The sequence below is a fragment of the Ralstonia mannitolilytica genome (genome assembly GCF_905397375.1).
Taxonomy (GTDB): Bacteria; Pseudomonadota; Gammaproteobacteria; order Burkholderiales; family Burkholderiaceae; genus Ralstonia; species Ralstonia mannitolilytica.
Map to the genome: position 1 here is coordinate 124,467 of NZ_CAJPVG010000010.1, position 23,807 is coordinate 148,273.

Here is a 23,807-nt window from a genome sequence, read left to right on the forward strand (position 1 = left end):
GACGATGTTTGGCAAGTTGAGTCTGGAGGCCATTCCGCTGCACGAGCCCATCGTGGTCGTGACGGTGTCGGCCATTCTGCTGGGTGGGGCAGGGCTGGTGGGCCTGATCACCTATCTCAAGAAGTGGTCGTATCTCTGGAATGAGTGGATCACCTCGGTCGACCACAAGAAGATCGGCGTGATGTACTGCATTCTGGCCATCGTGATGCTGCTGCGCGGCTTTGCCGACGCCATCATGATGCGCTCGCAACTGGCAGTCGCCTCGGGCGGCGGTGCCGGCTATCTGCCGCCTGAGCACTACGACCAGATCTTTACCGCGCACGGCGTGATCATGATTTTCTTCATGGCCATGCCGCTGATGACGGGCCTGATCAACCTGATCGTGCCGCTGCAGATCGGCGCGCGCGACGTGGCCTTCCCGTTCCTGAACACGCTGTCGTTCTGGCTGGCGGCTGCCGGTGTGGTGCTGATCAACGTGTCGCTGGGCGTGGGCGAATTCGCCCGCACCGGCTGGCTGGCGTACCCACCGCTGTCGGAGCTGGCTTACAGCCCCGGCGTGGGGGTCGACTACTACATCTGGGCGTTGCAGATATCTGGCCTCGGGACATTGCTGACCGGCGTGAACTTCGTCGCGACCATCTTCAAGATGCGCGCGCCGGGCATGACGCTGATGCGCATGCCGATCTTCACCTGGACCTCGCTGTGCTCGATGATCCTGGTCGTGGCCGCCTTCCCGGTGCTGACCGTGGCGCTGGCGCTGCTGGGCGCCGACCGCTACCTCGACATGCACTTCTTCACGAACGAACTGGGCGGCAACGCCATGCTGTACGTGAACCTGATCTGGATCTGGGGCCACCCCGAGGTGTACATCCTGATCCTGCCGGCGTTCGGCATGTTCTCGGAAATCGTCTCGACGTTCTCGCGCAAGAAGCTGTTCGGCTACACGTCGATAGTGTGGGCAACCGCCGGCATCACCGTGCTGTCGTTCCTGGTGTGGCTGCACCACTTCTTCACCATGGGCTCGGGTGCGAACGTCAACGCGTTCTTCGGCATCGCGACGATGATCATCTCGATCCCGACGGGCGTGAAGATCTTCAATTGGCTGTTCACGATGTACCGCGGCCGCGTCGAGCTGAACTCGATGATGCTGTGGACGATCGGCTTCATGATCACCTTCGTGATCGGCGGCATGACCGGCGTGCTGCTGGCCGTGCCGGGCGCCGACTTCCTGCTGCACAACAGCCTGTTCCTGATCGCCCACTTCCACAACACCATCATCGGTGGCGTGGTGTTCGGCTACCTGGCTGGTATCACCTACTGGTTCCCGAAGGCCTTCGGCTTCAAGCTGGACGAGAAGTGGGGCAAGCGCGCCTTCTGGTGCTGGTTCGTGGGCTTCTACACGGCGTTCATGCCGCTGTATGTGCTGGGCTTCATGGGCATGACGCGCCGTCTGAACCATACCGACAACCCGGCATGGCAGCCGTGGCTGATCGTCGCCGTGATCGGCGCCGCCATCATCGCCTGTGGTATCGCTTCGCAGCTGATCCAGATCTTCGTCAGTATCCGCAACCGCCACGCACTGGCGGATGTGACCGGCGACCCGTGGGGCGGCCGTACGCTGGAATGGGCGACGTCGTCGCCGCCGGCGCACTACAACTTCCCGGTGCTGCCCGTCGTGCGCGACATCGACGCCTTCGCCGACATGAAGGCGCGCGGTGAAGTACCGACGCAGGCCGCGGCCAGCTACGAGAAGATCCACATGCCGAAGAACACCGGCGCCGGGTTCTTCATCGGCATGTTCTCGGTGGTGATGGGCTTCGCGCTGATCTGGCACATCTGGTGGATGGCCGTGCTTGGCCTGGCCGGCATGATCGTCAGCTTCATCCTCCGCAGCAACAACGACGACATCGATTACTACGTGCCCGCTCACGAGGTCCACGAGACCGAGTCGGCCTACTTCCAACGTATCGGTTCGCAGGCGTAAACCATGGCTACCAATGTTCTAGACGGCCACGCGGCGCACGCCGCCGCGCATGGCCACGCGCATGACCATGCGCACCACCACGATGCCGCAGACACCAAGGTCTTCGGCTTCTGGGTGTACCTGATGAGCGACTTGATCATCTTCGCGTCGCTGTTTGCCACGTTCTGCGTGCTGCGCGGTGCGACGGCGGGCGGCCCGACGGGCAAGGAGCTCTTCGATCTGTCGTACGTGGCGATCGAAACCGGCATCCTGCTGGTGTCGTCCATCACCTACGGCATGGTGATGATCAGCCTGCAGAACGGCCGCAAGGATCAGGTGATGCTGTGGCTGGGCATCACGTTCCTGCTGGGCGCCGCGTTCGTCGGCATGGAAATCAACGAGTTCCACCACCTGATCGCGGAAGGCGCGGGTCCGAACCGCAGCGCGTTCCTGTCGTCGTTCTTCGTGCTGGTCGGCACGCACGGTCTGCACGTCGCGAGCGGCCTGCTGTGGATCGCCGTCCTGATGTGGCAGATCAGCCGCAAGGGCCTGACGCAGACGCAATCGACGCGCCTGGCGTGCCTGTCGCTGTTCTGGCACTTCTTGGACGTGGTGTGGATCGGCGTGTTTACCGTCGTGTATCTGCTGGGAGCGATGTAAATGGAACAGACCAACGCAACGACCGTCGTCGCGCATGATGACGCCCAAGGCCATGCCGCCGGCGGCGCAGGCCATGCCACGGTTAAGGGCTACCTGATCGGCTTCGTGCTGGCCGTGATCCTGACCGTCATCCCGTTCAAGATGGTCATGGACGGCGGCTATTCGCACCAGACCGTGCTGGTGACGGTGATGGCCCTGGCCGTGGTCCAGATCGTCGTGCACCTGATCTATTTCCTGCACCTGGACGGCTCGTCGGCTCAGCGCTGGAACGTGATGGCCTTCCTGTTCACGCTGCTGATCCTGGCGATTGTGATCGTCGGCTCGCTGTGGGTCATGCACAACATGAATGCCAACATGATGACGATGTAACGCAGGCCTGGCCTCCTGCAACGCCGGAAGGGCGCCCCCAGCGGGCGCCTTTTCTTTTGCCCATGCGGCTTGGCATCCTGGCTTTGCTACACTCCGCAGGTTCCCCAATTCGAGCGGTTTTCTCCGCTTTTACGCCCGCTTTTTACCTATGTCACAGTACGTTTTCACGATGAACCGCGTGGGCAAGATCGTTCCGCCCAAGCGCCAGATTCTCAAGGACATCTCGCTGTCGTTCTTTCCCGGTGCCAAGATCGGCGTGCTGGGCCTGAACGGTTCTGGCAAGTCGACGCTGCTGAAGATCATGGCGGGCATCGACAAGGACATCGAAGGCGAAGCCACGCCGATGCCGAACCTGAACATCGGCTACCTGCCGCAGGAGCCGCAGCTCGATCCGGCAAAGACCGTGCGCGAGGAAGTCGAAAGCGGCATGGGCGAAGTGATGGACGCGCAGAAGCAGCTCGAAGCCATCTACGCCGCCTATGCCGAGCCCGACGCCGATTTCGACAAGCTGGCCGAAGAACAGGCGCGCCTGGAGGCGATCATCGCGGCCGGTGCAGGCGACAACGTCGAACTGCAGCTCGAAATTGCCGCCGACGCGCTGCGCCTGCCGCCGTGGGATGCCAGGATCGAGCACCTCTCGGGCGGTGAAAAGCGCCGCGTCGCGCTGTGCAAGCTGCTGCTTTCGCGCCCCGACATGCTCCTGCTGGACGAACCGACCAACCACCTGGACGCCGAATCGGTGGATTGGCTCGAGCAGTTCCTCACGCGCTTCCCGGGCACCGTCGTGGCCGTGACCCACGACCGCTACTTCCTCGACAACGCCGCCGAGTGGATCCTCGAACTGGACCGTGGCCACGGCATCCCCTGGAAGGGCAACTACAGCTCGTGGCTCGACCAGAAGGAGACGCGCCTGAAGCAGGAAGAGGCCACGGAATCGGCCCGCCAGAAGGCGCTGAAGAAGGAACTCGAATGGGTGCGCCAGAACCCGAAGGGCCGCCAGGCCAAGTCGAAGGCGCGTCTGGCCCGCTTTGACGAGCTCAACAGCCAGGAATATCAAAAGCGCAACGAAACGCAGGAAATCTTCATTCCCGCCGGCGAGCGCCTGGGCAATGAGGTGATCGAATTCCAGAACGTGAGCAAGAGCTACGGCGACCGCCTGCTGATCGACAACCTCAGCTTTACGATTCCGCCTGGCGCCATCGTGGGCATCATCGGTCCGAACGGCGCGGGCAAGTCAACGCTGTTCCGCATGATCACCGGCAAGGAGCAGCCGGACTCCGGCACCATCAAGATCGGCCCGACCGTCAAGCTCGCCTACGTGGACCAGAGCCGCGATGCGCTGTCCGCCGACAAGACCGTCTTCGAAGAGATCTCGGGCGGCGCCGACATCCTGACCGTCGGCAAGTACGAAACGCCGTCGCGTGCGTACATCGGCCGCTTCAACTTCAAGGGCGGCGATCAGCAGAAGCAGGTCGGCACGCTCTCCGGTGGCGAGCGCGGGCGCCTGCACCTGGCCAAGACGCTGATCTCGGGCGGCAACGTGCTGCTGCTGGACGAGCCGTCGAACGACCTCGACGTGGAAACGCTGCGTGCGCTGGAAGACGCGCTGCTGGAGTTTGCCGGCTGCGTGATGGTGATCTCGCACGACCGCTGGTTCCTGGACCGGATCGCCACGCACATCATCGCGTTTGAGGGCGATTCGCACGTCGAATTCTTCCCGGGCAACTACCAGGAATACGAAGCCGACAAGAAAAAGCGCCTGGGCGAAGAGGGCGCCAAGCCCAAGCGCATCCGCTACAAGCCGGTCGTTCGTTAAAGGAAACGCGCGGGCTTGCCGGCCCGCGCTCCTTTTTAAGGCGACCGGTCGGCCTCGACCGGCGGCAACGCGTCGAGGTTGCTGTCGAACTCGATGCGCTTGTGCGAGCCGTCACAGAACGGTTTGTTCAACGAATGCCCGCATCGGCACAGCCAGACCTGGTCTGCTGCCACTGTCAACTCGCGCCCGTTCTGGGTGACGATCCGAAAGCTTCCCTTGATGTGACACGGCCCGTTGTTGCGGACCGTGACGACCACGTCGTCGGCCATGATGGCCTCCTGCGAACAGCTCAGAACAGCACGCCCTGCATGCGATAGGCGAAGCGCGCGGGCTTGGCATCGCGCATCAGCGCCATGAACTGGTCCATGTCCATGTGGACCACGTTCTCGTGGTCGCCGGCTTCGAAGTACACATCGCCGTGGGTCATGAGGCTGCTATCGATGTAGGTCGGCATGCCGTACGCCATGCCCACCGGCGGCACGGCCCCCACGTCGCAGTCCTTGAAGACTTCGCGCAGCTCCGATTCGTCGGCCAGCGTCAGATCCTGACGGCCCGACTCCTTTTGCAGTTCCGAGAGATGCAGGTGGTACGTCGAGGGCAGCACGGCCGCCACGTAGCCGAGCTTGTCTTCGAGCAGCAGCGTCTTGGCCAGACGGTCGCCGGGCACGTGCGCGACCTGCGCCGTTTCAGTGCTGGTGTGGCTGTGCGGATGGCGAATCACCTCGTACAGGCAGCCTTTGCTGCGCAGGCAGCTGTCGAGGGTGCTGGAGATCGACATGGCGTCCTCCCGTATGGGTTGGCGGCCCGCGGCGGAATTGCTGTGGCCGCTACGTCAGCATAGGTCGGTTTCGCGCTGGTGCGAGGATAGGGCACAAAAGCATCGGGCCGCTCAGATGAGCGGCCCGGGCAGGACGTCGAACTGGAGCGGTTCAGCGCCAGCCGTGGCATTCGCGCCATTCGTGTTCGCGCCAGGCGTGCTCACGCCATTCGTGGCGGCGCCAGGCACGTTCGCGCCAATCGTCGCGGTAGTAACCGCCGTAGACCACAGGGGCGGGCGCGTAGACCGGCGCCGGGCGATACACGACCGGGGGCGGCGGCACATATACAGGCGCCGGGGCGACATACACCGGTGCCGGCACGCCAATCGACACGCCAACGTCCACGTGCGCCAGCGCGGCCGTCGAGGCGCACAGCGCGGCGCCACCCAGAACGAATGCGAGCAGTGTGCGTTTCATGATGCTTCTCCTTACGGTTGCGAGGCCGGGCCGTTGTGCCGTCGACTTCGTATATCAAGTTCGTGATGCCATTCTATGAATCGGAGCCCGGTTCAGGTGATACGCAAATCCTACCGATGTAACGGAAAGTTAAAACGCCCCATCGGCAAGAGCCGGATGGGGCGCGGCGATTCGTGCCTGCGTCGTGTTCAGGCCTGGGCGGGCGGTCGCCACGCTGCACGCTGTTCGGGTGACGACCACACCGCAAGATGCAGCGCCGACAGCGAAAACGGATCCGAGAGCAGTACCAGCTTCTGCTTGCCCGTGAGCTTGTCCGGGCCCACTTGCAGCGCGTGTCGCACCGTCGCCTCCCGCACGGCGACCAAGCGCGGATCGTGTGGAAAGCGCGCCGTGCCGATCGCGCACATCAGGGCGTTCGTGACGGGATCGACGACAGCCTGGCGGAAGTCCGGCATCGGCGGCGCATTGCGCAGGTGCTTGCGCATGGCGCGCAGCTCGCGCGGCGGACGCACCTCTTCGGGAATCATGAACAGCCGCAGGCGGCGCATGCGCCGGCCCAGGCTGACTCGGCTCGAGAACACCGACAGCGGAATGGAGATGACCAACGCCCCGACCACCGGCGACAGCCACCACAGGAAGCTCGGGTTCAGCCAGTACACCAGCGCGGCCCACACGATGCCGATGAGAGTGTGCAGCCCATGGCGGCGGAAGGCGTCGCTCCAGTGGGTCTGTGCGTCTTCCCGCGGTGGCGACTTCCAGTGCACCTTCCAGCCGAGGAATGCCGCCGTCACGAAACGCGTGTGGAACAGCATGCGCACCGGCGCAGCCAGCACCGAGAACGCCGCTTCGATCACCATCGACAGCGCCAGGTGCAGCGCACCCCCGAACCGCTTCGGGCCCTGCGCCCACAGCACCAGCACGCTCAGTATCTTCGGCAGGAACAGCACCGTGGCCGTGGCCGAGAACAGCGCCGCAGCCTTTTCCGGGTGCCATTCCGGCCAGATTGGGAACAGCTGGCGCGGCTGCGTGAAGTACTCCGGCGCGATCAGCGTGTGCTTGGCCAGCAGCGCCGTCGACAGCAGCAGGAACAGGAACCACAGCGGCGCCGAGAGGTACGCCATCACACCGGTGATGAACACCGCGCGATGCACGCGATGGAACCCTGGGGCGCCAAACAGGCGGAAGTTCATCAGGTTGCCGTGGCACCAGCGGCGGTCGCGGCCCAGTTCGTCCAGCAGATTGGGCGGCATCTCTTCGTAGCTGCCGTCAAGGTCGTAGGCAATCCAGACGGCCCAGCCGGCGCGGCGCATCAGCGCGGCCTCGACGAAGTCGTGCGACATGATCTCGCCCGACAGCGACCCCTTGCCCGGAATCGGCGCGAGTGCGCAGTGCTTGATGAACGGGTCCAGCCGGATGATGGCGTTGTGGCCCCAGTAGTGCGATTCGCCCAGTTGCCAGTAGTGCAGGCCCGCCGTGAAGAGCGGCCCGTACACGCGCGTGGCGAACTGCTGGATGCGCGCATACAGCGTATCGCGGCCGGCAGCGCGCGGTGCGGTCTGGATGATGCCGGCCGAAGGCGCGCCCTCCATCAATTGCACCAGGCGCGTCAGGCAATCGCCGCTCATGACGCTGTCGGCGTCGAGCACGATCATGTAGCGGTACTTGCCGCCCCAGCGCCGGCAGAAGTCGTCGATGTTGCCGCTCTTGCGCTTCACCCGGTGCCGGCGCCAGCGGTAGAAGATGCGGCCGAAGCCGTTCAGCGCGCGACACAGGTGCAGCCAGGCGTCGGCCTCCGCGGTGCGGATGTCCGGGTCACCGGAATCCGACAGCACGAAAAAGTCGAAGTGTTCCAGGTGGCCCGTGCGCTCCAGCGATTCGTAGGTCGCGCGCAGCCCGGCAAACACGCGCTGCACGTCTTCGTTGGCGATCGGCATGACGATGGCGGTGCGCGCATCGTCCGGGATCACCGCATCGCGTGCGGCGCGGCGCGAGATGACAAAGCGGTCGCCATGGAAGGCCAGCAGCAGGAAGCCCGTGATGGCCGTCCAGAACCCCGCCGAGACCCAGCAGAACAGCACCGCGAACAGCACGATGATGACGGCTTCGAGCCAGTCGCGGCCGTGGTACGGCAGCACGGTGCTCATCGCCCAGGTGGCGGCGACGGTCTGGGCGATCATCAGCGCAAGCAGCGTCAGGCGCCGCCGCGTGCCGACGAAGCGCCAGATGCCCTTCGGGTCCGGCGAGTCCGGCGCTTCATACGGCACCGGCTTCTTGCCGCCGTGCATCCAGCGCTCGACGGCCTTGCGCGCGCGCCAGATCGGCCCGAGCACCCACGGCCAAGGCACCATCGAGCGGCGCGCGGGCTGGGGCCCCGTGTCCAGATGAATGCGGCCTTCGCCGTCGTGCTGAATGGGCGGCGCCGGCTCGGCCGCGGGCTCCGCTGATGCGGCGTTCGCGCGCGTGGCGCCGTACGCGGCGTCCAGGCGCGTGCCCACGGATGCGTAGGCGGGCGCTTGCGCTTCCAGCGAGGTGGTCTGCGCGGCGTCGAGCTTTGCCAGGGCGCGGTGGAGCTTGGTCAGCGCAACGGCGTCGTCGTCGCCACGGCCGATGCCGGCATCGCGCAGCAGCGCCGCGCGTGCGTCTGGCGCCAGCGGCAGCGCCTCAAGATAACGATCGGCCACGGATTGCGCCGTGGCCGGGCCGGGGGTGGCAGGGCCCGCGGCGCCGCCGGTCTGGGCGGTCAGCCCGGGGGTAGCAGGTAGCTCCACGTCTCAGAAAGTCCGGTACCGCGGCTGCGCAGGTAGCCGCGCAGCTCCACTGGTTTGTCGTCGTCGACCCGCTTGAGGCGCACGGTCACGCGCCAGCCGCCGGTCGCGGTGTTGGGTTGGCCGAAGATCGATTCGATCTTGCCGTTGGCGTCTGCAGAGAACACCGGCTCCACCGGTGCGTTGGGCGGCAGCTTCGCCAGTGCGGGCCCTTCGAAGTCGACCACGAAGGCGATCGTGTCGTCGGGCTTGCGTTCGTCCGGGCGCTTGGTCGTCCAGCCATGCGAGCGGCGCGTCTGCGCGACCCACGCCAGGGCCGGCTTCCTGTCGCTCTCCTTCTGCCACAGCATGCGGTACTCGAGATTGAACGGCTGCTGCGGCTTGGGCGGGTTTTCGGGCACCCAGTAGGCGACGACGTTGTCGTTGGTCTCGTCAGGCGTCGGGATCTGCACGAGTTCGACCCGCCCCGCGCCCCACTTGCCCACGGGTTCGACCCATGCGCTGGGACGCAGCTCGTAGCGGTCGCCGATCTCTTCGTAGCTCGAGAACGCGCGGTCGCGCTGCATCAGGCCGAAGCCGCCGGGGTTGGTGGTGGCAAACGAGCTCACCAGCAGGCGCTTCGGGTTGGTCAGCGGACGCCAGATCCATTCGCCGGTGCCTGAGAGCACCGACAGCCCGTCGGAGTCATGCACCTCGGGGCGGAAGTCGAGGTTGGCGGCCGGCTGGTTCTCGCCAAAGAAGAACATGCTGGTGAGCGGCGCAATGCCCAGCTTGCTCACGTTCTCCCGCATGTAGAGCTGCGCCTTCACGTCCACCACGGTATCGGTGCCCGGCTTGATGACGAAGCGGTAGGCGCCCGTGGCGCGGCGCGAGTTGAGCAGCGCGTAGATCGTGAGTTCTTTCGCGTTGGCGGCGGGGCGCTCGATCCAGAAATCGGTGAAGCGCGGGAATTCTTCGCCCGAATTGAGCGCGGTGTCGATCGCCAGGCCCCGTGCCGACAGCCCATAGACCTGGTTCTTGCCGATCGCGCGGAAGTACGACGCGCCCAGGAAGACGATCACTTCGTCCTTGTACTTGGGCGTGTTCATCGGGTAGTGCACCCGGAAGCCCGCGAAACCGAGCTTGTGCAGCTGCTTCGGGTCCAGCTTGATGGGGCCGTAGTCGAACAGGCCTGGGTCGAAGCGGATCTCGCGCACGCCGGCCGGCGACACCTCGTTGATCTTCACCGGCTGGTCGTAATACGAGCCTTCGTGGAAGAAGCCAAGCTCGAACGGCAGCTTGTCCTTGCGCCAGTAGGCCAGGTCGGATTTGAAGCGGATTTCGCGGTACTGGTCGTAGCGCAGCTCGCGCAGTTCGCGCGGCAGGGTGTTGGCGGGCGCCTGGTACGGCTTGGCAGCCAGCTGGCGGGCGCGCAGGGCCACGTCGTTCAGGCCGAAGGCGAGCGCCGCATGAGCCGAGGCCAGCGCCAGCAGGCCCACGGCAAGCCGCGCATAGCCGGCCACCGAGCGGGCCCGGGCCGCCAGCGGGGAACGGGGGGGAACAGCGGAGGGAATGTTCAAAATGAGATCGCGTTTATGCGGCCGGCCCAAGGAACGTGACGCTGGGAGCCTGCCGGTCATTCGTCTGTGCCGCCGAGATTTTACCCGCCGGATCTTTGTGAGATCAAAAGTGGCAACATTTTGATAACGTTTTCGCCTCCATCTTGCCGGTAACCGCGTCAAACCGCGTGTAAAGCTGTGGCTCCCCGCCACTCAGCCGTTCGGTTGACGGGAACGCGGGCCGCCGGCCTACGGTCAGAACCGGTTCGCTGCGTGCCGGCGTTTCCGCATGGCACACTCTCGGCTCTTTTTTTCATGGAGTTCGCATGACCCGCTGGACGCGACGCGCTGCCACGATTGCAGCGCTTGCCTTTTCGACTTCGCTGCTGGCGGCCGCGGCGTTTGCCGCCCCTGCCGCCAAGAACGCGCCCCAGGCAGCATCGGCCAAGGCGGCGCGCGATCCCGGCGATGTGGCGGCGCTGCTGGACGCCTTTCCGCTCGGCAAGCCGCTGCCCAGGCTGCCTTCGTGCCAGGATGTGCGTGCGGCCGGCGGCAAGGACGTCTCCGAATACTGCTCCGACGTGCTCGAGTCGCATGGCCGCACCCGCTCGCTTGGCGTGCCGTCGGCCAAGCGGCCCGAGCTGATGGACGGCCCGCAAGCCGTGCTCCTGATCGATCAAGGCAACGTTGCCGGGCTGTTCGTGCCGACGCGCGGCGTCGATACGGAGCAGCGTGTGTTCCAGGCGCTGTCCGACCGCTATGGCAAGCCGGCGCAGGAAGGCAAGGCGCCGCTCAAGCTCAGGTCGGGCAAGACGGTGGAATCGCTGCGTGCGCGCTGGACCGGCGCGCAGACCATCGTCACGATGTATGCCATTCCGGAAGAGCCGCAGAACGGCACGGTGGAGTTTCTCTGGGCGCCCCGCGCCGGCGCGGTGATGGACCAGATGCGCGCCGAGGTGGACCCCGACGCGCCCAAGCCCGCGTCCGGTGTGGCGGCTTCTGCGCCGGCGGCGGCTGGCAAGGCGAGTGGCGGGAACTCGGCATCACATCAGTGAGGTGACCGACACGCGTCCGTCACCTTCCGTTACAGCGCTTACACGTGCATGACCCAGGCGTCGCGCGCCGCCGCTTATAACGTCCGCGTGGCCTCAATGGAGGGGCCGAAGGACACTCATCATGAAAATCGTGGCTCTGGCCTTGTTGGCCGCGACACTTGGGGGATGTGCCGTTTACCCGGCACCGGTGGCCGTGGCGCCCGCGCCGGTCTATGCGGCTCCGGCGCCGGTCTACTACGGTGGTTACGGCTACTGGGGGCCGGCGGTGCGCTTCAACTACTACCACCGCTGACGGACCTGCCCTAGTCCGGAGAATGCAGCCCGGGCCAGCCGGGCGCCAGGGTCTGCGGCAGGCCCAGCAGATCGAGCACGCGCCCGACCGTATGGTCGACGAGGTCGTCGATCGTCTTGGGCCGCTGATAAAACCCCGGCACGGGCGGGAAGACGATGCCGCCCATCTCGGTGACGGCCGTCATATTGCGCAGGTGCGCCAGGTTCAACGGCGTTTCGCGCACCATGAGGACGAGCCGGCGGCGCTCCTTGAGCGTGACGTCTGCCGCGCGGGCGATGAGGTTGTCCGACAGGCCGTGTGCCACGGCGGCGAGCGTCTTCATGGAGCACGGCGCCACCACCATGGCTTCGGCGGCAAATGAACCGCTGGCGATGGTCGCACCGATGTCGCGCACGTTGTGGACCACGTGCGCCAGCGCTTCCACTTCCTCGCGGGCCATGTGCAGCTCATGCTGCACGTTCATCAGCCCCGCCGGCGACATCAGCAGGTGCGATTCCACTCCCGCCGATTCCCGCAGTCCCTGCAGGACCTGCAGCAGCCGCACGCCATAGATCGCCCCCGACGCGCCCGTGATCGCCACGATGATGCGGCGCGGGCGCGCCGCATTGGCAGGGGGGGAAGGCGCGGGCGCAGTCACGCTGAACGACGCTGTCGACGCGCTCAGGCAGCCAGCAGCGGCTGCAGTTCACCACTCTGGTACATCTCCATCATGATGTCCGAGCCGCCGATGAACTCGCCCTTGATATACAGCTGCGGAATGGTCGGCCAGTTCGCGTATTCCTTGATGCCCTGGCGGATCTCGTCATCCTCCAGCACGTTCACGGTGTACGGCTGATCGACGCCGCACGCCTTCAGGATCTGAATGGCGCGACCGGAGAAGCCGCACATCGGAAATTGCGCCGTGCCCTTCATGAAGAGGACGACGGGGTGGCCTTTGACGATCTGGTCGATCTTTTCGTGCGTGGTGCTCATGGGGAACTCGATTCGTTGGGGGAGCGGCGCAGCCGCGTCCACATTGGAAAACCCGTTCATTTTAGCGGGGTTCGTCAGGCGCGGTTCTCTGCCCGCCATTGTCCGCCGCTGCAGCGGTCCTGGCCGCCCAGATCCTGCACGGTGAAGACGTCGGCGAAACCGGCCCCCGCCAAGAGCGCACGCACGGCCGCGCCCTGGTCGTAGCCGTGCTCGAGCAGCAGCCAGGCTCCGGCCGCCAGGCGTGCCGGCGCGCCCGCGACGATCGTGCGCAGATGGCGCAGGCCGTCGCCGTCGTCGGTGAGGGCGCCGGCCGGTTCGAAGCGCAGGTCGCCCTGGCCCAGGTGCGCATCGGCCGCGGCAATGTAGGGTGGGTTGCTGACGATCAGGTCGAATGCCGGCGGGGCGTCGGTTGCGGCGAGCGCGCCGTACCAATCGCCGAGCGCCGTCTGTACGTTCGGTGCGCCCAGCGCCTGTGCGTTGTCCCTTGCGACCGCCAGGGCCTCGGCCGAGGCGTCGGTGGCCCATACCCGCGCGTCGGGCCGTGCCAGCGCAATCGTGACGGCGATGATGCCGCTGCCGGTGCCCATGTCGAGCACGCTGGGGGCGTCGCGTTCTTCGAGACGGTCCAGCGCCTGTTCGACCAGCACTTCGGTATCCGGGCGTGGAATCAGCACGGCCGGCGACACCCTGAACACCCGGCCGAAGAACTCCCGCTCGCCGAGCAGGTACGCCATGGGTTCGCCCGCCAGGCGCCGCGTGGCCAGCTCGCTGATCCGGCGGCGGGCGGCGTCTTCCACTGCGCAGGCGTCCTGCGTAATGAGCTGCACGCGCGAGAGGCCCGTCACGTGCGATACCAGCATGCGGGCCTCGAGCGCCGGCAAGCCCGCACGCGCGAGTGCGGCCAGCGCATCGGCCACACGGGCGAGGGATTCGGGCGGAATGAGCGGGGCAGACGGCACGGCGGACGGACGGGCAGCAATCGGGCGCACAAAATAACACGGGCCCGGCCGATGTGGCGCGGGCCCGCGAGCGGGTCGGTGCGCAAGCAGGCGCGGCGCTTACTGCTTGGTCGCGTCCTTGACCTTGTTGGCCGCTTCCTTCGTGGCTTCCGCGGTCTTGTCGGCGGCGACCTTCGCGGCATCGGCCGTCTTGTCGGCGGCTTCCTTGGCGGCGTCCTTCGCCTGGGCGAGCGCGCCCGAAGCCGAGACCTGCGCATTCGACGCGGCTTGCGAGAGCTCGACCTTGGCGGCGTCGGCGGCCTTGCTCACGGCGGTGCCGGCGTTGTCGACCGCCTGCTTGGCCGCATCCTTCGATTGTTCCAGCGCGCTCTTCGCGGCTTGGTCGGCGGCATCGTCCTTCTTGCCGCAGGCGGCCAGGCCGAGTGCGAGGGTGGTGGCAACAGTGATGGCCAGCAGTTGGGTACGCATTGCGATTCTCCTGATCGTCGTGGTGGTTGCCGCGCCTGTCTGGATGGGAGGCCACCGGGGGCGACCAGCGGCGCACTCGGCGCGATCGGATCGATTATAGGAACGGGTGGACGTCACGCCACCGCGCAAAGCTGTATCAAACGCAAGCGGATGTTACGAGGCCGGCGCTTTTTAACAATTGGCCGGCTCAGTTCTCGTCGCCCAGCGCGGCGAGCTGCTCCGCCTGATGCTCGGCAGCCAGCGCGCCCAACAGTTCATCGAGGTCGCCGTCCATGATCGCATCGATCTTGTACAGCGTCAGGTTGATGCGGTGGTCGGTCACGCGGCCTTGCGGGAAGTTGTACGTGCGGATGCGGTCGGAGCGGTCGCCCGAGCCGATCAGGCTCTTGCGCGCGCTCGCTTCCTTGGCCTGCGCCTCGCGCTCCTGGCGGTCCTTCAGGCGCGCGGCCAGGACCTGCATGGCGCGGTCCTTGTTGCGGTGCTGGCTGCGGTCGTCCTGGCACTCCACCACCAGGCCGGTCGGCAGGTGCGTGATGCGCACGGCGGAATCGGTCTTGTTGATGTGCTGCCCGCCCGCGCCCGACGCGCGGAACGTATCGATGCGCAGGTCCGCCGGGTTGATCTGAATGTCGGCCAGTGCATCGGCCTCGGGCATGATCGCCACGGTGCAGGCCGATGTATGGATGCGCCCCTGCGCCTCGGTGGCCGGCACGCGCTGCACGCGGTGCCCGCCCGATTCGAACTTCAGCCGCGAGTACGCGCCTTCGCCCACCAGCCGGGCGATCACTTCCTTGTAGCCGCCGAGGTCCGACGGCGATTCGCTTACGATCTCCACCTGCCAGCGCTGGCGTTCGGCAAAGCGCGTGTACATGCGCAGCAGGTCGCCGGCGAAGAGGGCCGATTCATCACCGCCCGTGCCGGCGCGGATTTCCACGAAGATGTTGCGGTGGTCGTTCGGATCTTTCGGCAGCAGCAGGCGCTGCAGTTCGCCTTCGAGCGACGCCATCCGTTCGCGCGCGGCCCGGATCTCGTCTTCGGCAAAGGCCTTCATGTCGGGATCGGCCAGCAGCTCCTGGGCGGTGGCGACGTCTTCCTGGGCCTGCTTCCATGCTGCGTACTGCGCAACCACGGGCTCGAGCTCGGCGTGCTCGCGCGTGAGCTTGCGGTATTGGTCGAGATTGGCGGTGGCGTCTTCGCGCGCGAGCAGCGCGTTGATTTCGACGGTGCGCTCGGCCAGTTGGTCGAGCTTGGACAGCATGCTGGGCTTCATTCGGGCAATCGCGAAAGAGGTGCCGAAGGCGGCGGACGGCGCGGGCCGCGGATGATACCGCGCCATGTGGAGCGCGCAGCAGCGGCGCGCATGCGAGGAAGCGCCGCTAGCGTTCGGAGTGGCTGGACTGGCGGAACAGTGCCGGCAGCAGGTCGATGAGCTGCTCGCGGCCTTCGCCCTGCGCGTGGTTCAGCGCGTGCGTCGGGCCGTGGAGGAATTTCTTGGTGAGTGCGTGCGACAGCGCTTCCAGTACCTGCGCCGGATCGTCGCCGCGCGCGAGCATGCGCTGGGCGCGTTCCAGCTCGCCCTGGCGCAGTGTTTCAGCGTGCGCGTGCAGGTCGCGGATCACCGGCACCACGCTGCGCGCATCGAGCCAGTGCATGAAGTTCTGCACGCGCGTCTCGATGATGGCCTCGGCCTGCGCCACCGCAGCCTGCCGCAGCGCATTGCCTTCGCGCACGATGGCGCCGAGGTCGTCCACGGTATAGAGGAACACGTCGGACAGGCGTGCGACTTCCGGCTCGATATCGCGCGGCACGGCCAGGTCGACCATGAACATCGGGCGGTGGCGCCGCTGCTTGATGGCGCGCTCCACGGCGCCCAGGCCGATGATCGGCAGTGTGCTCGCCGTGCACGAGACGACGATGTCGAACTCGGCCAGCTTGGTCGGCAGCTCGGCCAGGCGCACGGCGCGGGCGTTCAGTCCCTGGTTCGACAGCGCTTCGGCCAGCTTTTCGCCGCGCTCGAGCGTGCGGTTGGCGATCACCACTTCGCGCGGCGTCTGCGCGGCGAAGTGGGTGGCGCACAGTTCGATCATCTCGCCGGCGCCGATGAACAGCACGCGTTGCTCGGCAATCGACTCGAAGATGCGCTGCGCCAGGCGCACGGCTGCGGCGGCCATCGATACGGAGTGCGCGCCGATCTCGGTCGTGCCGCGCACCTCCTTGGCAACCGCAAAGGTGCGTTGGAACAGCTGATTCAGGTAGGTGCCGAGCGCGCCTGCTTCAGTGGCGGTGCGCACGGCGTCCTTCATCTGGCCGAGGATCTGCGTCTCGCCCAGCACCATCGAGTCGAGCCCGCTGGCTACGCGGAACGCGTGCCGCACGGCCTGCGACTGGCCCAGCGAATACACGTGCGGGGCGAGCTCTGCGGCGTCGATGTTGTGGTGATGCGCCAACCAGCGGATCGCGTGCTCGTGCGCGGTGTCTTCGGGCAGGTTGCCGTCGGTGGCGCAGTAGAGCTCGGTGCGGTTGCAGGTGGACAGGATGGCCGCTTCGGCGGTGCGCTTGCGGTGCGGCAGGTGCTGGCGCAGGGTGGCGAGCGCCGGTCCCACTTGCTCAAGCGGAAACGCCACCTTCTCGCGCAGGGAAAGCGGCGCTGTGTGGTGATTGATTCCAAGGGTGAGCAACTGCATGTGGGGCGGCCGGTTTTACGAAACGGCACAAATTTTGAGCACGCAGAATTATAACGCCGGGGCCCCGCCACGGCAGGGCGCGGCGCGCACGCCGCCAGGCCCCGGCGCCAAATGTAGGTTATGCATCACGCGGGGCACTCCTGGCCTGACCGTTGGCCTTCCGTGCCGTCCTGCGCTAAGGTACGCGTCCAATTGAGTCGAACCGGCAATACGGAGAACAGGCAAATGGGGTGGATTGGGCCGCTGTGGATCGGTCTGGCGGTGGGCGCGGCGGCGCGTTGGCTGCATCCCACCCATGCGGGCGGGCGGCGGATGGGGTGGCGGCCGGCGCTGTGCACGGGTGCCCTCGGCGCGCTGCTCGGGTACTACGGGGGCCAGTTCGCCCACCTGTATGCCGACGGCCAGATCCTGGCATGGACGGCTGCCGTGGTGGGCGCCATGCTGCTGCCGGCGGTGTGGGGCCTCGTGCGCCGCTAAGGCCGGGCCTGCGGCGGTGCCCGGTGCGGCATTCTTGCGCGGTCAGCCCGCGTGGGCGCCGGCGGTCCGCGCATCGCGCGCGGCCAGATAGCCGGCCAGCAGCGCCTCCAGGCGCTTGAAGTCCACCGGCTTGGTCAGGTGGTCTGTGAAGCCGGCCTCGCGGCAGCGCGCGATGTCATCTTCCATGCCGTACCCCGTGATGGCGATGGACGGCGCGGCCTGCCGTTCGGCAAAAACGCCCACCACGTCCAGGCCGCTGCCGTCCGGCAGGCCGATGTCGCTGATGAGCAGGTCGAAGGTGCCCGATTCCGCCGCCTGCATGGCCGTGCGCGCGCCGTTGGCCACGGTGACGGTGTGGCCCAGGATCTCCAGCATCTGCGACATGGCTTCGGCGGTGTCGACGTTGTCTTCCACCAGCAGCACGTGCAGCCCCCGCGTGGGCTGCGGACGCGGCATGGGCGGAGCGGGCGGCGTTTCCGGCTCTGCGGTTGCGGCGGCAAGCGGCAGCGTGAGCGTGAAGGTCGCGCCCTGATGGCGGCCGGCGCTTTCGGCGGTCAGCGAGCCCTCGTGTTTCTGCACCAGCGCATGCGCGATCGCCAGGCCCAGGCCCAGGCCGCCAAAACGCTGCGTGATCGACGCGTCGGCCTGCTCGAACGCGGAGAAGATGCGCGGCAGCGCTTCGGGCTCGATGCCGATGCCGTTGTCCTTGACCGCCACGGCGATGGTCGTCGGGCCCGGATTCCACACGCGCACTTCGATGGCGCCGCCCTCGGGCGTGAACTTGACCGCGTTGCGCACGAGGTTCCAGATCACCTGCTGAATGCGCGCGCCGTCTGCGAAGAGGCGGCTGCGGCTGGCCTCGAAGCGAGTCTTGAGCGACAGCCGCTTGCTCTGCATGTCGTTGCGCGACATGTCGAGCGTGCTCTCGAGCAACGCATACAGGTCGACCGGCGCAAAGCTCACGGCCAGCTTGCCGCGCGAGATGCCGGTGATGTCGAGCAGGTCGTCGATCAGGCGGGCTTCGAGCTCGGCGTTGCGCCGGATCACCTCCAGCTGGGCGACCACGTACTGGGGCAGGTCCTGGCGCAGTTCCAGCAGGTGCACGGCCGTGAGGATGGGCGTGAGCGGCGTGCGCAGTTCGTGCGACAGCACGGCGAGGAAGTGGTCCTTGGCGTGGTTGGCCGTCTCGGCTTCTTCCTTGGCGCGGCGCAGCGTGTCGGCCGCCACGCGTTCCTCGGTGGCATCGCGGATGATCTTCGAAAAGCCGATCAGCTGCCCGTTCTCGTTATGGATCGCGGTGACCACGCTCGATGCGTAGAACGGCGTGCCGTCCTTGCGCAGCATCCAGCGGTCGTCGGTGAGGCTGCCCTCGCGGCGCACGCGCTCGAGCTTGCGCTGGAAGTCGCCCGCCTCGCGCGCGGCCTGCGGGTACAGGATCTCGGCCGACTTGCCGAGGATGTCTTCACGCGCGTAGCCCAGGATGCTGTGCGAGGCCGCGTTCCAGGTGCGCACGATGCCCTGCGGATCGAGCGAGAGCACGGCATGCTCCTTGAGCGCGTTGATGAGCAGGCGGAAGTGCGTCTCGGTCTCGCGCAGCGCGGCTTCGGCGGCAATGCGCTGGCGGCGCTCGGCGGCCTCGGCCAGCGCGCGCAGCAGTACCACCGGCAGGCGTTGCAGGCGCTGCTTGATGACGTAGTCGGTGGCGCCGCGCTTGAGCATGTCGACGGCGTGTTCCTCGCCCAGCGCGCCCGACACGAAGATGAACGGCGTCTGCGGGGCCATGCGCCGCGCAATGTCCAGCGCCTCGGCGCCAGTGAACTGCGGGAGCATGTAGTCGGCCAGGATGGCGTCGAACGTGCGCGCGCTGAGCTGGGCGATGAAGTCGGTCTCGTTGTCGACGAGGACGGTGTCGGCGGGCAGGTTGGCTGCCTCCAGCCGTGCACGCGTGAGTTCGGCATCGAGCGGGTTGTCTTCGACCAGCAGCAGTTGCAGGTTGGGCATGAGAACGGATGCTCCGGAAATGACGGCTAGCCTGCCGCCTGTAATGGACGGCGCGCCCGTGTGGAGCCGGGCGGCGGTTCGTTGAGCACCGCCCAGAATACCCCGAGGTCGGCAATGGCATCCACAAACGCGCGGAATTCGACCGGCTTGACGACGTAGGCGTTCACGCCCAGTTCGTAGCTGCGCAGCAGGTCGGTCTCTTCGCGCGAAGACGTGAGCATCACGACGGGCAGGCTCTTGAGCGCGGCCGTGGCCCGGATCTCGGCCAGCATTTCGAGGCCGTCGATCTTCGGCAGCTTCAGGTCGAGCAGCACCACGGCCGGGTTGCCGGGCACACGGTTGGCATGGGCACCGCGCGCATGGAGATAGTCCAGCGCTTCGGCGCCGTCACGGGCGACAACTACGTCGTTGGCGAGCTGGCTGCGCTCAAGGGCCAGCAGGGTCAGCTCCAGATCGTTCGGGTTGTCTTCAACGAGCAAAATGGGTTTCAGCATGATGGCGTTGCGCTTGAAACGGGCGGTCAGGCGAGACCGCGGACAGACGGCCGCCCGGCGCCCGGCTCTGCGGCCTCGTGCGGCTCGGGCGTGCGGGGCAGGGTGAAATAGAACGTGGCGCCGCGGTCGAGCTCGCCTTCGGCCCAGGTGCGGCCTCCGTGGCGCTCGATGATGCGCCGGACGTTCGCCAGGCCGATGCCCGTGCCCTCGAACTCGTCCATCCGGTGCAGCCGCTGGAACACACCGAACAGCTTGTCGACGTATTCCATCGAGAAGCCCACGCCGTTGTCGGCGATGCGTACGACGGTTTCGGTGGGCGTGTCTTCGGCCTCGATCCGGATGCGGGCCGGATTGCGGTCGCGCGTGTACTTCACGGCGTTGGAGAGCAGGTTGCGCACGGCCAGCTGGAGGAAGGCGGGGTCGGCGCGCACCACGGGCAGTGCGGCGATGTGCCATTCGATGTGGCGGCCTTGCTGGTCGGCCGACACGTCGCGCGCGATGCCGCGCATCAGTTGCGTGAGGTCGACGTCGGCCAGCCGCAGCGCACCGCGGCCCATTTGCGAGAACGTGAGCAGATCGTCGACGAGCTTGCCGGCAAAGCGCGACGACTCCGAGATCGTCTGCAGGAAGTGCCGGCCGCGCGCAGAGACGTGGTCGCCCTCGGTCTCGTCCAGCAGTTCTGCATAGCCGGCGATGTGGCGCAGCGGCGCGCGCAGGTCGTGCGACACCGAATACGAGAACGCTTCGAGCTCGTGGTTGGCGCGGCGCAGCTCGCCGGCCAGTTCGGCCGCTTCCTCGGCGCGGCGCAGCACGATGTTGAGCACCGCGTAGCGGAACTCGGCGGCGGTTTCCACTTCGCTCGTGCGCCATGGGCGCGATGCGCGGGCGACCTGCCTGCGCCGCGGCTCTACGGAGGCGGGGGCGGCCGCGATCTCGGCATCTGCGTCGTGCGCGTCGTCGGCCCCTTCGAGCGGACCGGCCGGGCGGGGCACGCTGTGCGGCGCCTCGGTGCGGAACCACAGCACATAGTGACGATGCAGCTGCGACACCTGGACCGCCAGCACCCCGCTGGCCTGCGGCAGCAGGGCGGCGCCGTCGGGATACAGGGCGGCCAGGCGGTCCGTGTGGAAGATCTCGCCGGGGTGTTCGCGCGCAAGCCATTCGGTCAGCCGCAGGATGCTCTGCGCATCGGGCGCCGCGCCCACGCGCACGCATTCGTCGCGGCGGACGATGGCCGCGCTGTTGGCTGAGGCAAAGCGCAGCAGGTCGCTCGGGTGTTCCAGTAGGCCGTCCTGGAAGTTCTCGCGATCCGTCATGGCGGCCAGCAGCCGCACGAGGATGCGGCGCAGCTCCAGCCGGTGGGCGATCTCGGCGCGGTCTTCCTTGGCCTCGATCTGCAGCGCCAGGATCTGCGCCAGGTGCTCGCACGCCGTGCGGACTTCGAACGAGAGTGGGCACGGCCGTGCGTGGTGGCAGGCGATCACGCCCCAGAGTTGGCCGCGCACCGTCAGTGCCAGCGTGAGCGACGCGGCTGCGCCCACGCGCCGCATCGCGTCGCGCTCGGCCGGGGAGGCCCCGCGCAGCGCCACATATGTCAGATCGGTGGGCGCGTCGGTCAACGGGTTCAGCGGCGGCACCAGGCCCACGGGGGCCTCGTGGACGTCGGCCACGAGCCGCAGTGGATTGCGCCCATGCAGCGCGGGCACGTCCGGCGACACGTCGCTGATGGGCAGGTGCGCGCCGAGCAGCGAGCCGATGGCCGCGTCCCGCGCCTCGGCCAGCACCCGCAGGGCGCCATCGCCCTCGAGGCGGCACACCACCACGCGCCCGAAGTGGGTCAGTCGATGGACTTCGCGCGCCGCCAGTTCCGCCACCGTATCGACACTGCTGACCGCCTGCAGGCTGCTCACGAAGGTGCGTACCAGCGGATACATCGACGCAAACGCCCCGGCGGCGGCATGCGACGCAGGCTCCAGCTCCAGGATCAGCACGCCCTTGTGCCGATGCACCACGGCATCGAGCACCTGCCCGCGCGGCGTATGCACGGTGCCGAAGTAGAGCGGGTGATCGTCCACGCTGTGCATGGTCAGGGCGCGCTCCAGTGCCTCGCGGCCGGCCATGCCGATCACGAGCTCGACCGGCGCCTGCAACGCCGACTGCACCGCCGTGTCCAGCGCCGCCTCCAGGTTCGCGCTCACCTGGCAGATCTGCAGGTCGGGCTCGGACAGGCACAGCAGGACGCCGCGCGGTTGGATCGTGGCCTCAAGGCCGGTGCCGTGCACGGCATCGACATCGGCGATCAGGGGCGAATGCAAACTCATGTTCTGGGGAAGCGAAGCGCCGGGCCGACCATGCAGACCCACGGTCGCGGCATGCCGCATGTCGAGCAAGGTTCAATCCATCTTTGCAGGGGCCGAGCAATCGTCGTGCCTGCCGGGTTTTTCCGGCGCTTGGGGTGGCGCGGCGCGCCTGCAAGGGCGCCTTTCGATCGGACGGCCTTGTAAAAAAGTGACCCCGGCTCGGCTCGGGTTGTAACGTCTGCCGCGCACCCGCTGCGCCCGTCGGGCGAACGCGCGGGAGTATCATCACCGCCTTTGCCCAGGGCCCGTGGACGACCGCACAGCGACCGGCGTTCGGCCGGCAGGGCGGAGCCATATCGTGGACCGGGGGACGAGATGACGATCGCGTTTGTCGCGCGCGCTTTGCCGCGCGGAGTGTTGTAAGGGGCCGGGCATGGAAGCGAATGCAAGCGTGTCGGCCGCCGGGTCCGGGGCGTCGGCGCCTTTCCCGGCGCAGAGCTCGGCCTACGCCTGGAAGGCCTTGGCAGGCTCGGCCATCGGCTATGCGATGGACGGCTTCGACCTCCTGATCCTTGGCTTCATGCTGCCGGCCATCAGCGCGGCACTGGCGTTGTCGCCAAGCCAGTCAGGCGCACTGGTGACCTGGACACTGGTCGGCGCCGTGGCCGGCGGCATCGTGTTCGGGGCGCTCAGCGACGTCTACGGCCGCGTGCGCGTGCTGACCTGGACGATCGTGCTGTTTGCCGTCTTCACCGGCCTGTGCGCCTTCGCGCAGGGTTTCAGCGATCTGCTCGTCTATCGCACCATCGCCGGCATCGGCCTGGGCGGCGAATTCGGCATCGGCATGGCGCTGGCCGCGGAGGCATGGCCGGCGCACAAGCGGGCGCGGGTGTCGTCGTATGTGGCGCTGGGCTGGCAGGCGGGCGTGCTGCTGGCCGCGCTGCTAACGCCGTTGCTGCTGCCGCTGATCGGCTGGCGCGGCATGTTCGTGATGGGCATGGCGCCCGCGCTGGTGGCCTGGCTCGTCCGCAAGACGCTGCACGAACCCGAGGTGTTTGTGCGCCGCGTCGACACCGCCGGCCGCAAGCGCAACGCGTTCAGGCTGCTGGTGGCCGATGCGCGCACCACGCGCACCAGCGCGGGCATCGTCGTCCTCTGCGCCGTCCAGAACTTCGGCTACTACGGCATCATGATCTGGATGCCGACGTATCTCGGCAAGACGCTCGGTTTCTCGCTGACCAAGTCGGCGTTGTGGACCTCCGTCACGATCGTCGGAATGATGGTGGGCATCTTTGCCTTCGGCCATCTCGCCGACCGCATCGGGCGCAAGCCGACGTTCCTGATCTTCCAGGCGGGTGCCGTGGCGATGGTGTTGACCTATGCGCGGCTGAACGATCCCGTCGCGATGCTGTGGGCCGGTGCCGTCATGGGCCTGTTCGTCAACGGCATGATCGGCGGCTACGGCGCGCTGATCTCCGAGGCCTATCCGACAGCCGCCCGCGCCACCGCGCAGAACGTGCTGTTCAACATCGGCCGCGCCATCGGCGGATTCGGGCCGATCGCGATCGGCAGCCTGGCGTCCGCGTATTCGTTCCAGGTGGCGATTGCGCTGCTGGCCGGCATCTACGTGCTCGACATGCTGGCGACGTTCTTCCTCATCCCTGAACTGAAGGGCGCTGAACTCCGCTGAAAACCGCCCGCCGGCGTTTCGGGCAGCCCATGAAAAAAGCCCCGCATTGCGGGGCTTTGTCGTTGCGCT

General features: G+C 67.1%; 22 protein-coding genes. 8 read left to right on the plus strand and 14 right to left on the minus strand.

Features of this window, described 5'->3' with window-relative positions:
- The first annotated feature begins 4 nt into the window (after positions 1-4).
- From cyoB to ettA, 4 genes are all read left to right on the plus strand, one after another.
- Positions 5-1,984, plus strand: coding sequence for a cytochrome o ubiquinol oxidase subunit I (gene cyoB / locus KHN96_RS17930; RefSeq protein WP_115044100.1), 1,980 nt, complete (start codon positions 5-7; stop codon positions 1,982-1,984).
- A gap of 3 nt (positions 1,985-1,987) precedes the next feature.
- Positions 1,988-2,623, plus strand: coding sequence for a cytochrome o ubiquinol oxidase subunit III (gene cyoC, locus KHN96_RS17935; RefSeq protein ID WP_045784969.1), 636 nt, complete (start codon positions 1,988-1,990; stop codon positions 2,621-2,623).
- Entirely contained in the window at positions 2,624-2,992 is a 369-nt protein-coding gene (locus tag KHN96_RS17940) for a cytochrome o ubiquinol oxidase subunit IV (protein ID WP_045784968.1), read from the plus strand. It abuts the gene before it with no gap.
- Positions 2,993-3,140: 148 nt separating this feature from the next.
- The gene (gene ettA, locus KHN96_RS17945) at positions 3,141-4,808 is read left to right on the plus strand and encodes an energy-dependent translational throttle protein EttA (RefSeq protein WP_045784967.1); all 1,668 of its coding nucleotides are present in this window, start codon (positions 3,141-3,143) and stop codon (positions 4,806-4,808) included.
- 35 nt (positions 4,809-4,843) lie between these two features.
- Here the strand turns inward: ettA and KHN96_RS17950 are convergent, their stop codons facing one another.
- The 5 genes from KHN96_RS17950 to KHN96_RS17970 form a co-directional block, all read right to left on the minus strand.
- A complete protein-coding gene (locus tag KHN96_RS17950) occupies positions 4,844-5,077 on the minus strand; it encodes a CDGSH iron-sulfur domain-containing protein (RefSeq protein ID WP_062739473.1) in 234 nt (77 codons plus the stop codon).
- A 20-nt stretch (positions 5,078-5,097) separates the two neighbouring features.
- A complete protein-coding gene (locus tag KHN96_RS17955) occupies positions 5,098-5,586 on the minus strand; it encodes an aminoacyl-tRNA deacylase (RefSeq protein ID WP_045784965.1) in 489 nt (162 codons plus the stop codon).
- Positions 5,587-5,737: 151 nt separating this feature from the next.
- Positions 5,738-6,043 carry a hypothetical protein gene (locus KHN96_RS17960; protein WP_062739474.1) on the minus strand — a complete coding sequence of 102 codons (306 nt, stop codon included), beginning with the start codon at positions 6,041-6,043 and terminating at the stop codon, positions 5,738-5,740.
- A gap of 188 nt (positions 6,044-6,231) precedes the next feature.
- Entirely contained in the window at positions 6,232-8,811 is a 2,580-nt protein-coding gene (mdoH, locus tag KHN96_RS17965; RefSeq protein WP_062739475.1) for a glucans biosynthesis glucosyltransferase MdoH, read from the minus strand.
- The gene (locus KHN96_RS17970) at positions 8,784-10,310 is read right to left on the minus strand and encodes a glucan biosynthesis protein G (RefSeq protein ID WP_164491291.1); all 1,527 of its coding nucleotides are present in this window, start codon (positions 10,308-10,310) and stop codon (positions 8,784-8,786) included. The genes mdoH and KHN96_RS17970 overlap by 28 nt, the downstream gene beginning before the upstream one ends.
- A 362-nt stretch (positions 10,311-10,672) precedes the next feature.
- On the opposite strand from KHN96_RS17970, the gene KHN96_RS17975 reads away from it, so the two are divergent.
- Positions 10,673-11,401 (plus strand): hypothetical protein, encoded by a 729-nt coding sequence (locus KHN96_RS17975; protein WP_062739476.1) that lies wholly within the window; start codon positions 10,673-10,675, stop codon positions 11,399-11,401.
- A gap of 121 nt (positions 11,402-11,522) precedes the next feature.
- A complete protein-coding gene (locus tag KHN96_RS17980) occupies positions 11,523-11,693 on the plus strand; it encodes a hypothetical protein (RefSeq protein WP_045784960.1) in 171 nt (56 codons plus the stop codon).
- A 10-nt stretch (positions 11,694-11,703) separates the two neighbouring features.
- Here KHN96_RS17980 and KHN96_RS17985 read toward each other — a convergent pair whose 3' ends face one another.
- The 6 genes from KHN96_RS17985 to hemA all read right to left on the minus strand — a co-directional run bounded on the left by KHN96_RS17985 (position 11,704) and on the right by hemA (position 16,776).
- Entirely contained in the window at positions 11,704-12,330 is a 627-nt protein-coding gene (locus tag KHN96_RS17985) for a UbiX family flavin prenyltransferase (RefSeq protein ID WP_045784959.1), read from the minus strand.
- Between the two features lie 23 nt (positions 12,331-12,353).
- Positions 12,354-12,665: a Grx4 family monothiol glutaredoxin gene (gene grxD / locus KHN96_RS17990; RefSeq protein WP_045784958.1), complete on the minus strand. Its 312-nt coding sequence runs from the start codon at positions 12,663-12,665 to the stop codon at positions 12,354-12,356.
- Between the two features lie 74 nt (positions 12,666-12,739).
- Positions 12,740-13,624, minus strand: a complete 885-nt coding sequence (gene prmC, locus KHN96_RS17995; protein WP_062739492.1) for a peptide chain release factor N(5)-glutamine methyltransferase — start codon at positions 13,622-13,624, stop codon at positions 12,740-12,742.
- Between the two features lie 99 nt (positions 13,625-13,723).
- Complete coding sequence (locus KHN96_RS18000) at positions 13,724-14,092, minus strand: hypothetical protein (protein WP_045784956.1); 369 nt, start codon at positions 14,090-14,092, stop codon at positions 13,724-13,726.
- A gap of 187 nt (positions 14,093-14,279) precedes the next feature.
- Positions 14,280-15,362: a peptide chain release factor 1 gene (gene prfA, locus KHN96_RS18005; RefSeq protein ID WP_062739477.1), complete on the minus strand. Its 1,083-nt coding sequence runs from the start codon at positions 15,360-15,362 to the stop codon at positions 14,280-14,282.
- 106 nt (positions 15,363-15,468) lie between these two features.
- Entirely contained in the window at positions 15,469-16,776 is a 1,308-nt protein-coding gene (gene hemA, locus KHN96_RS18010; RefSeq protein WP_045784955.1) for a glutamyl-tRNA reductase, read from the minus strand.
- A 225-nt stretch (positions 16,777-17,001) separates the two neighbouring features.
- Between hemA and KHN96_RS18015 the strand changes: the two genes are divergently transcribed.
- A complete protein-coding gene (locus tag KHN96_RS18015) occupies positions 17,002-17,253 on the plus strand; it encodes a GlsB/YeaQ/YmgE family stress response membrane protein (protein WP_045784954.1) in 252 nt (83 codons plus the stop codon).
- A gap of 42 nt (positions 17,254-17,295) precedes the next feature.
- Here the strand turns inward: KHN96_RS18015 and KHN96_RS18020 are convergent, their stop codons facing one another.
- Genes KHN96_RS18020 through KHN96_RS18030 form a run of 3 tightly spaced genes read right to left on the minus strand, consistent with a single transcriptional unit; the run spans position 17,296 to position 22,069 of the window.
- Entirely contained in the window at positions 17,296-19,254 is a 1,959-nt protein-coding gene (locus KHN96_RS18020) for a response regulator (protein WP_045784953.1), read from the minus strand.
- A 26-nt stretch (positions 19,255-19,280) separates the two neighbouring features.
- Positions 19,281-19,748, minus strand: a complete 468-nt coding sequence (locus KHN96_RS18025; protein WP_115044098.1) for a response regulator — start codon at positions 19,746-19,748, stop codon at positions 19,281-19,283.
- Between the two features lie 26 nt (positions 19,749-19,774).
- Positions 19,775-22,069, minus strand: a complete 2,295-nt coding sequence (locus KHN96_RS18030) for an ATP-binding protein (protein ID WP_062739493.1) — start codon at positions 22,067-22,069, stop codon at positions 19,775-19,777.
- 412 nt (positions 22,070-22,481) lie between these two features.
- Here KHN96_RS18030 and KHN96_RS18035 point away from each other — a divergent pair, with 412 nt between their 5' ends.
- Complete coding sequence (locus KHN96_RS18035; protein ID WP_062739479.1) at positions 22,482-23,738, plus strand: MFS transporter; 1,257 nt, start codon at positions 22,482-22,484, stop codon at positions 23,736-23,738.
- The last annotated feature ends 69 nt before the right edge of the window (positions 23,739-23,807 follow it).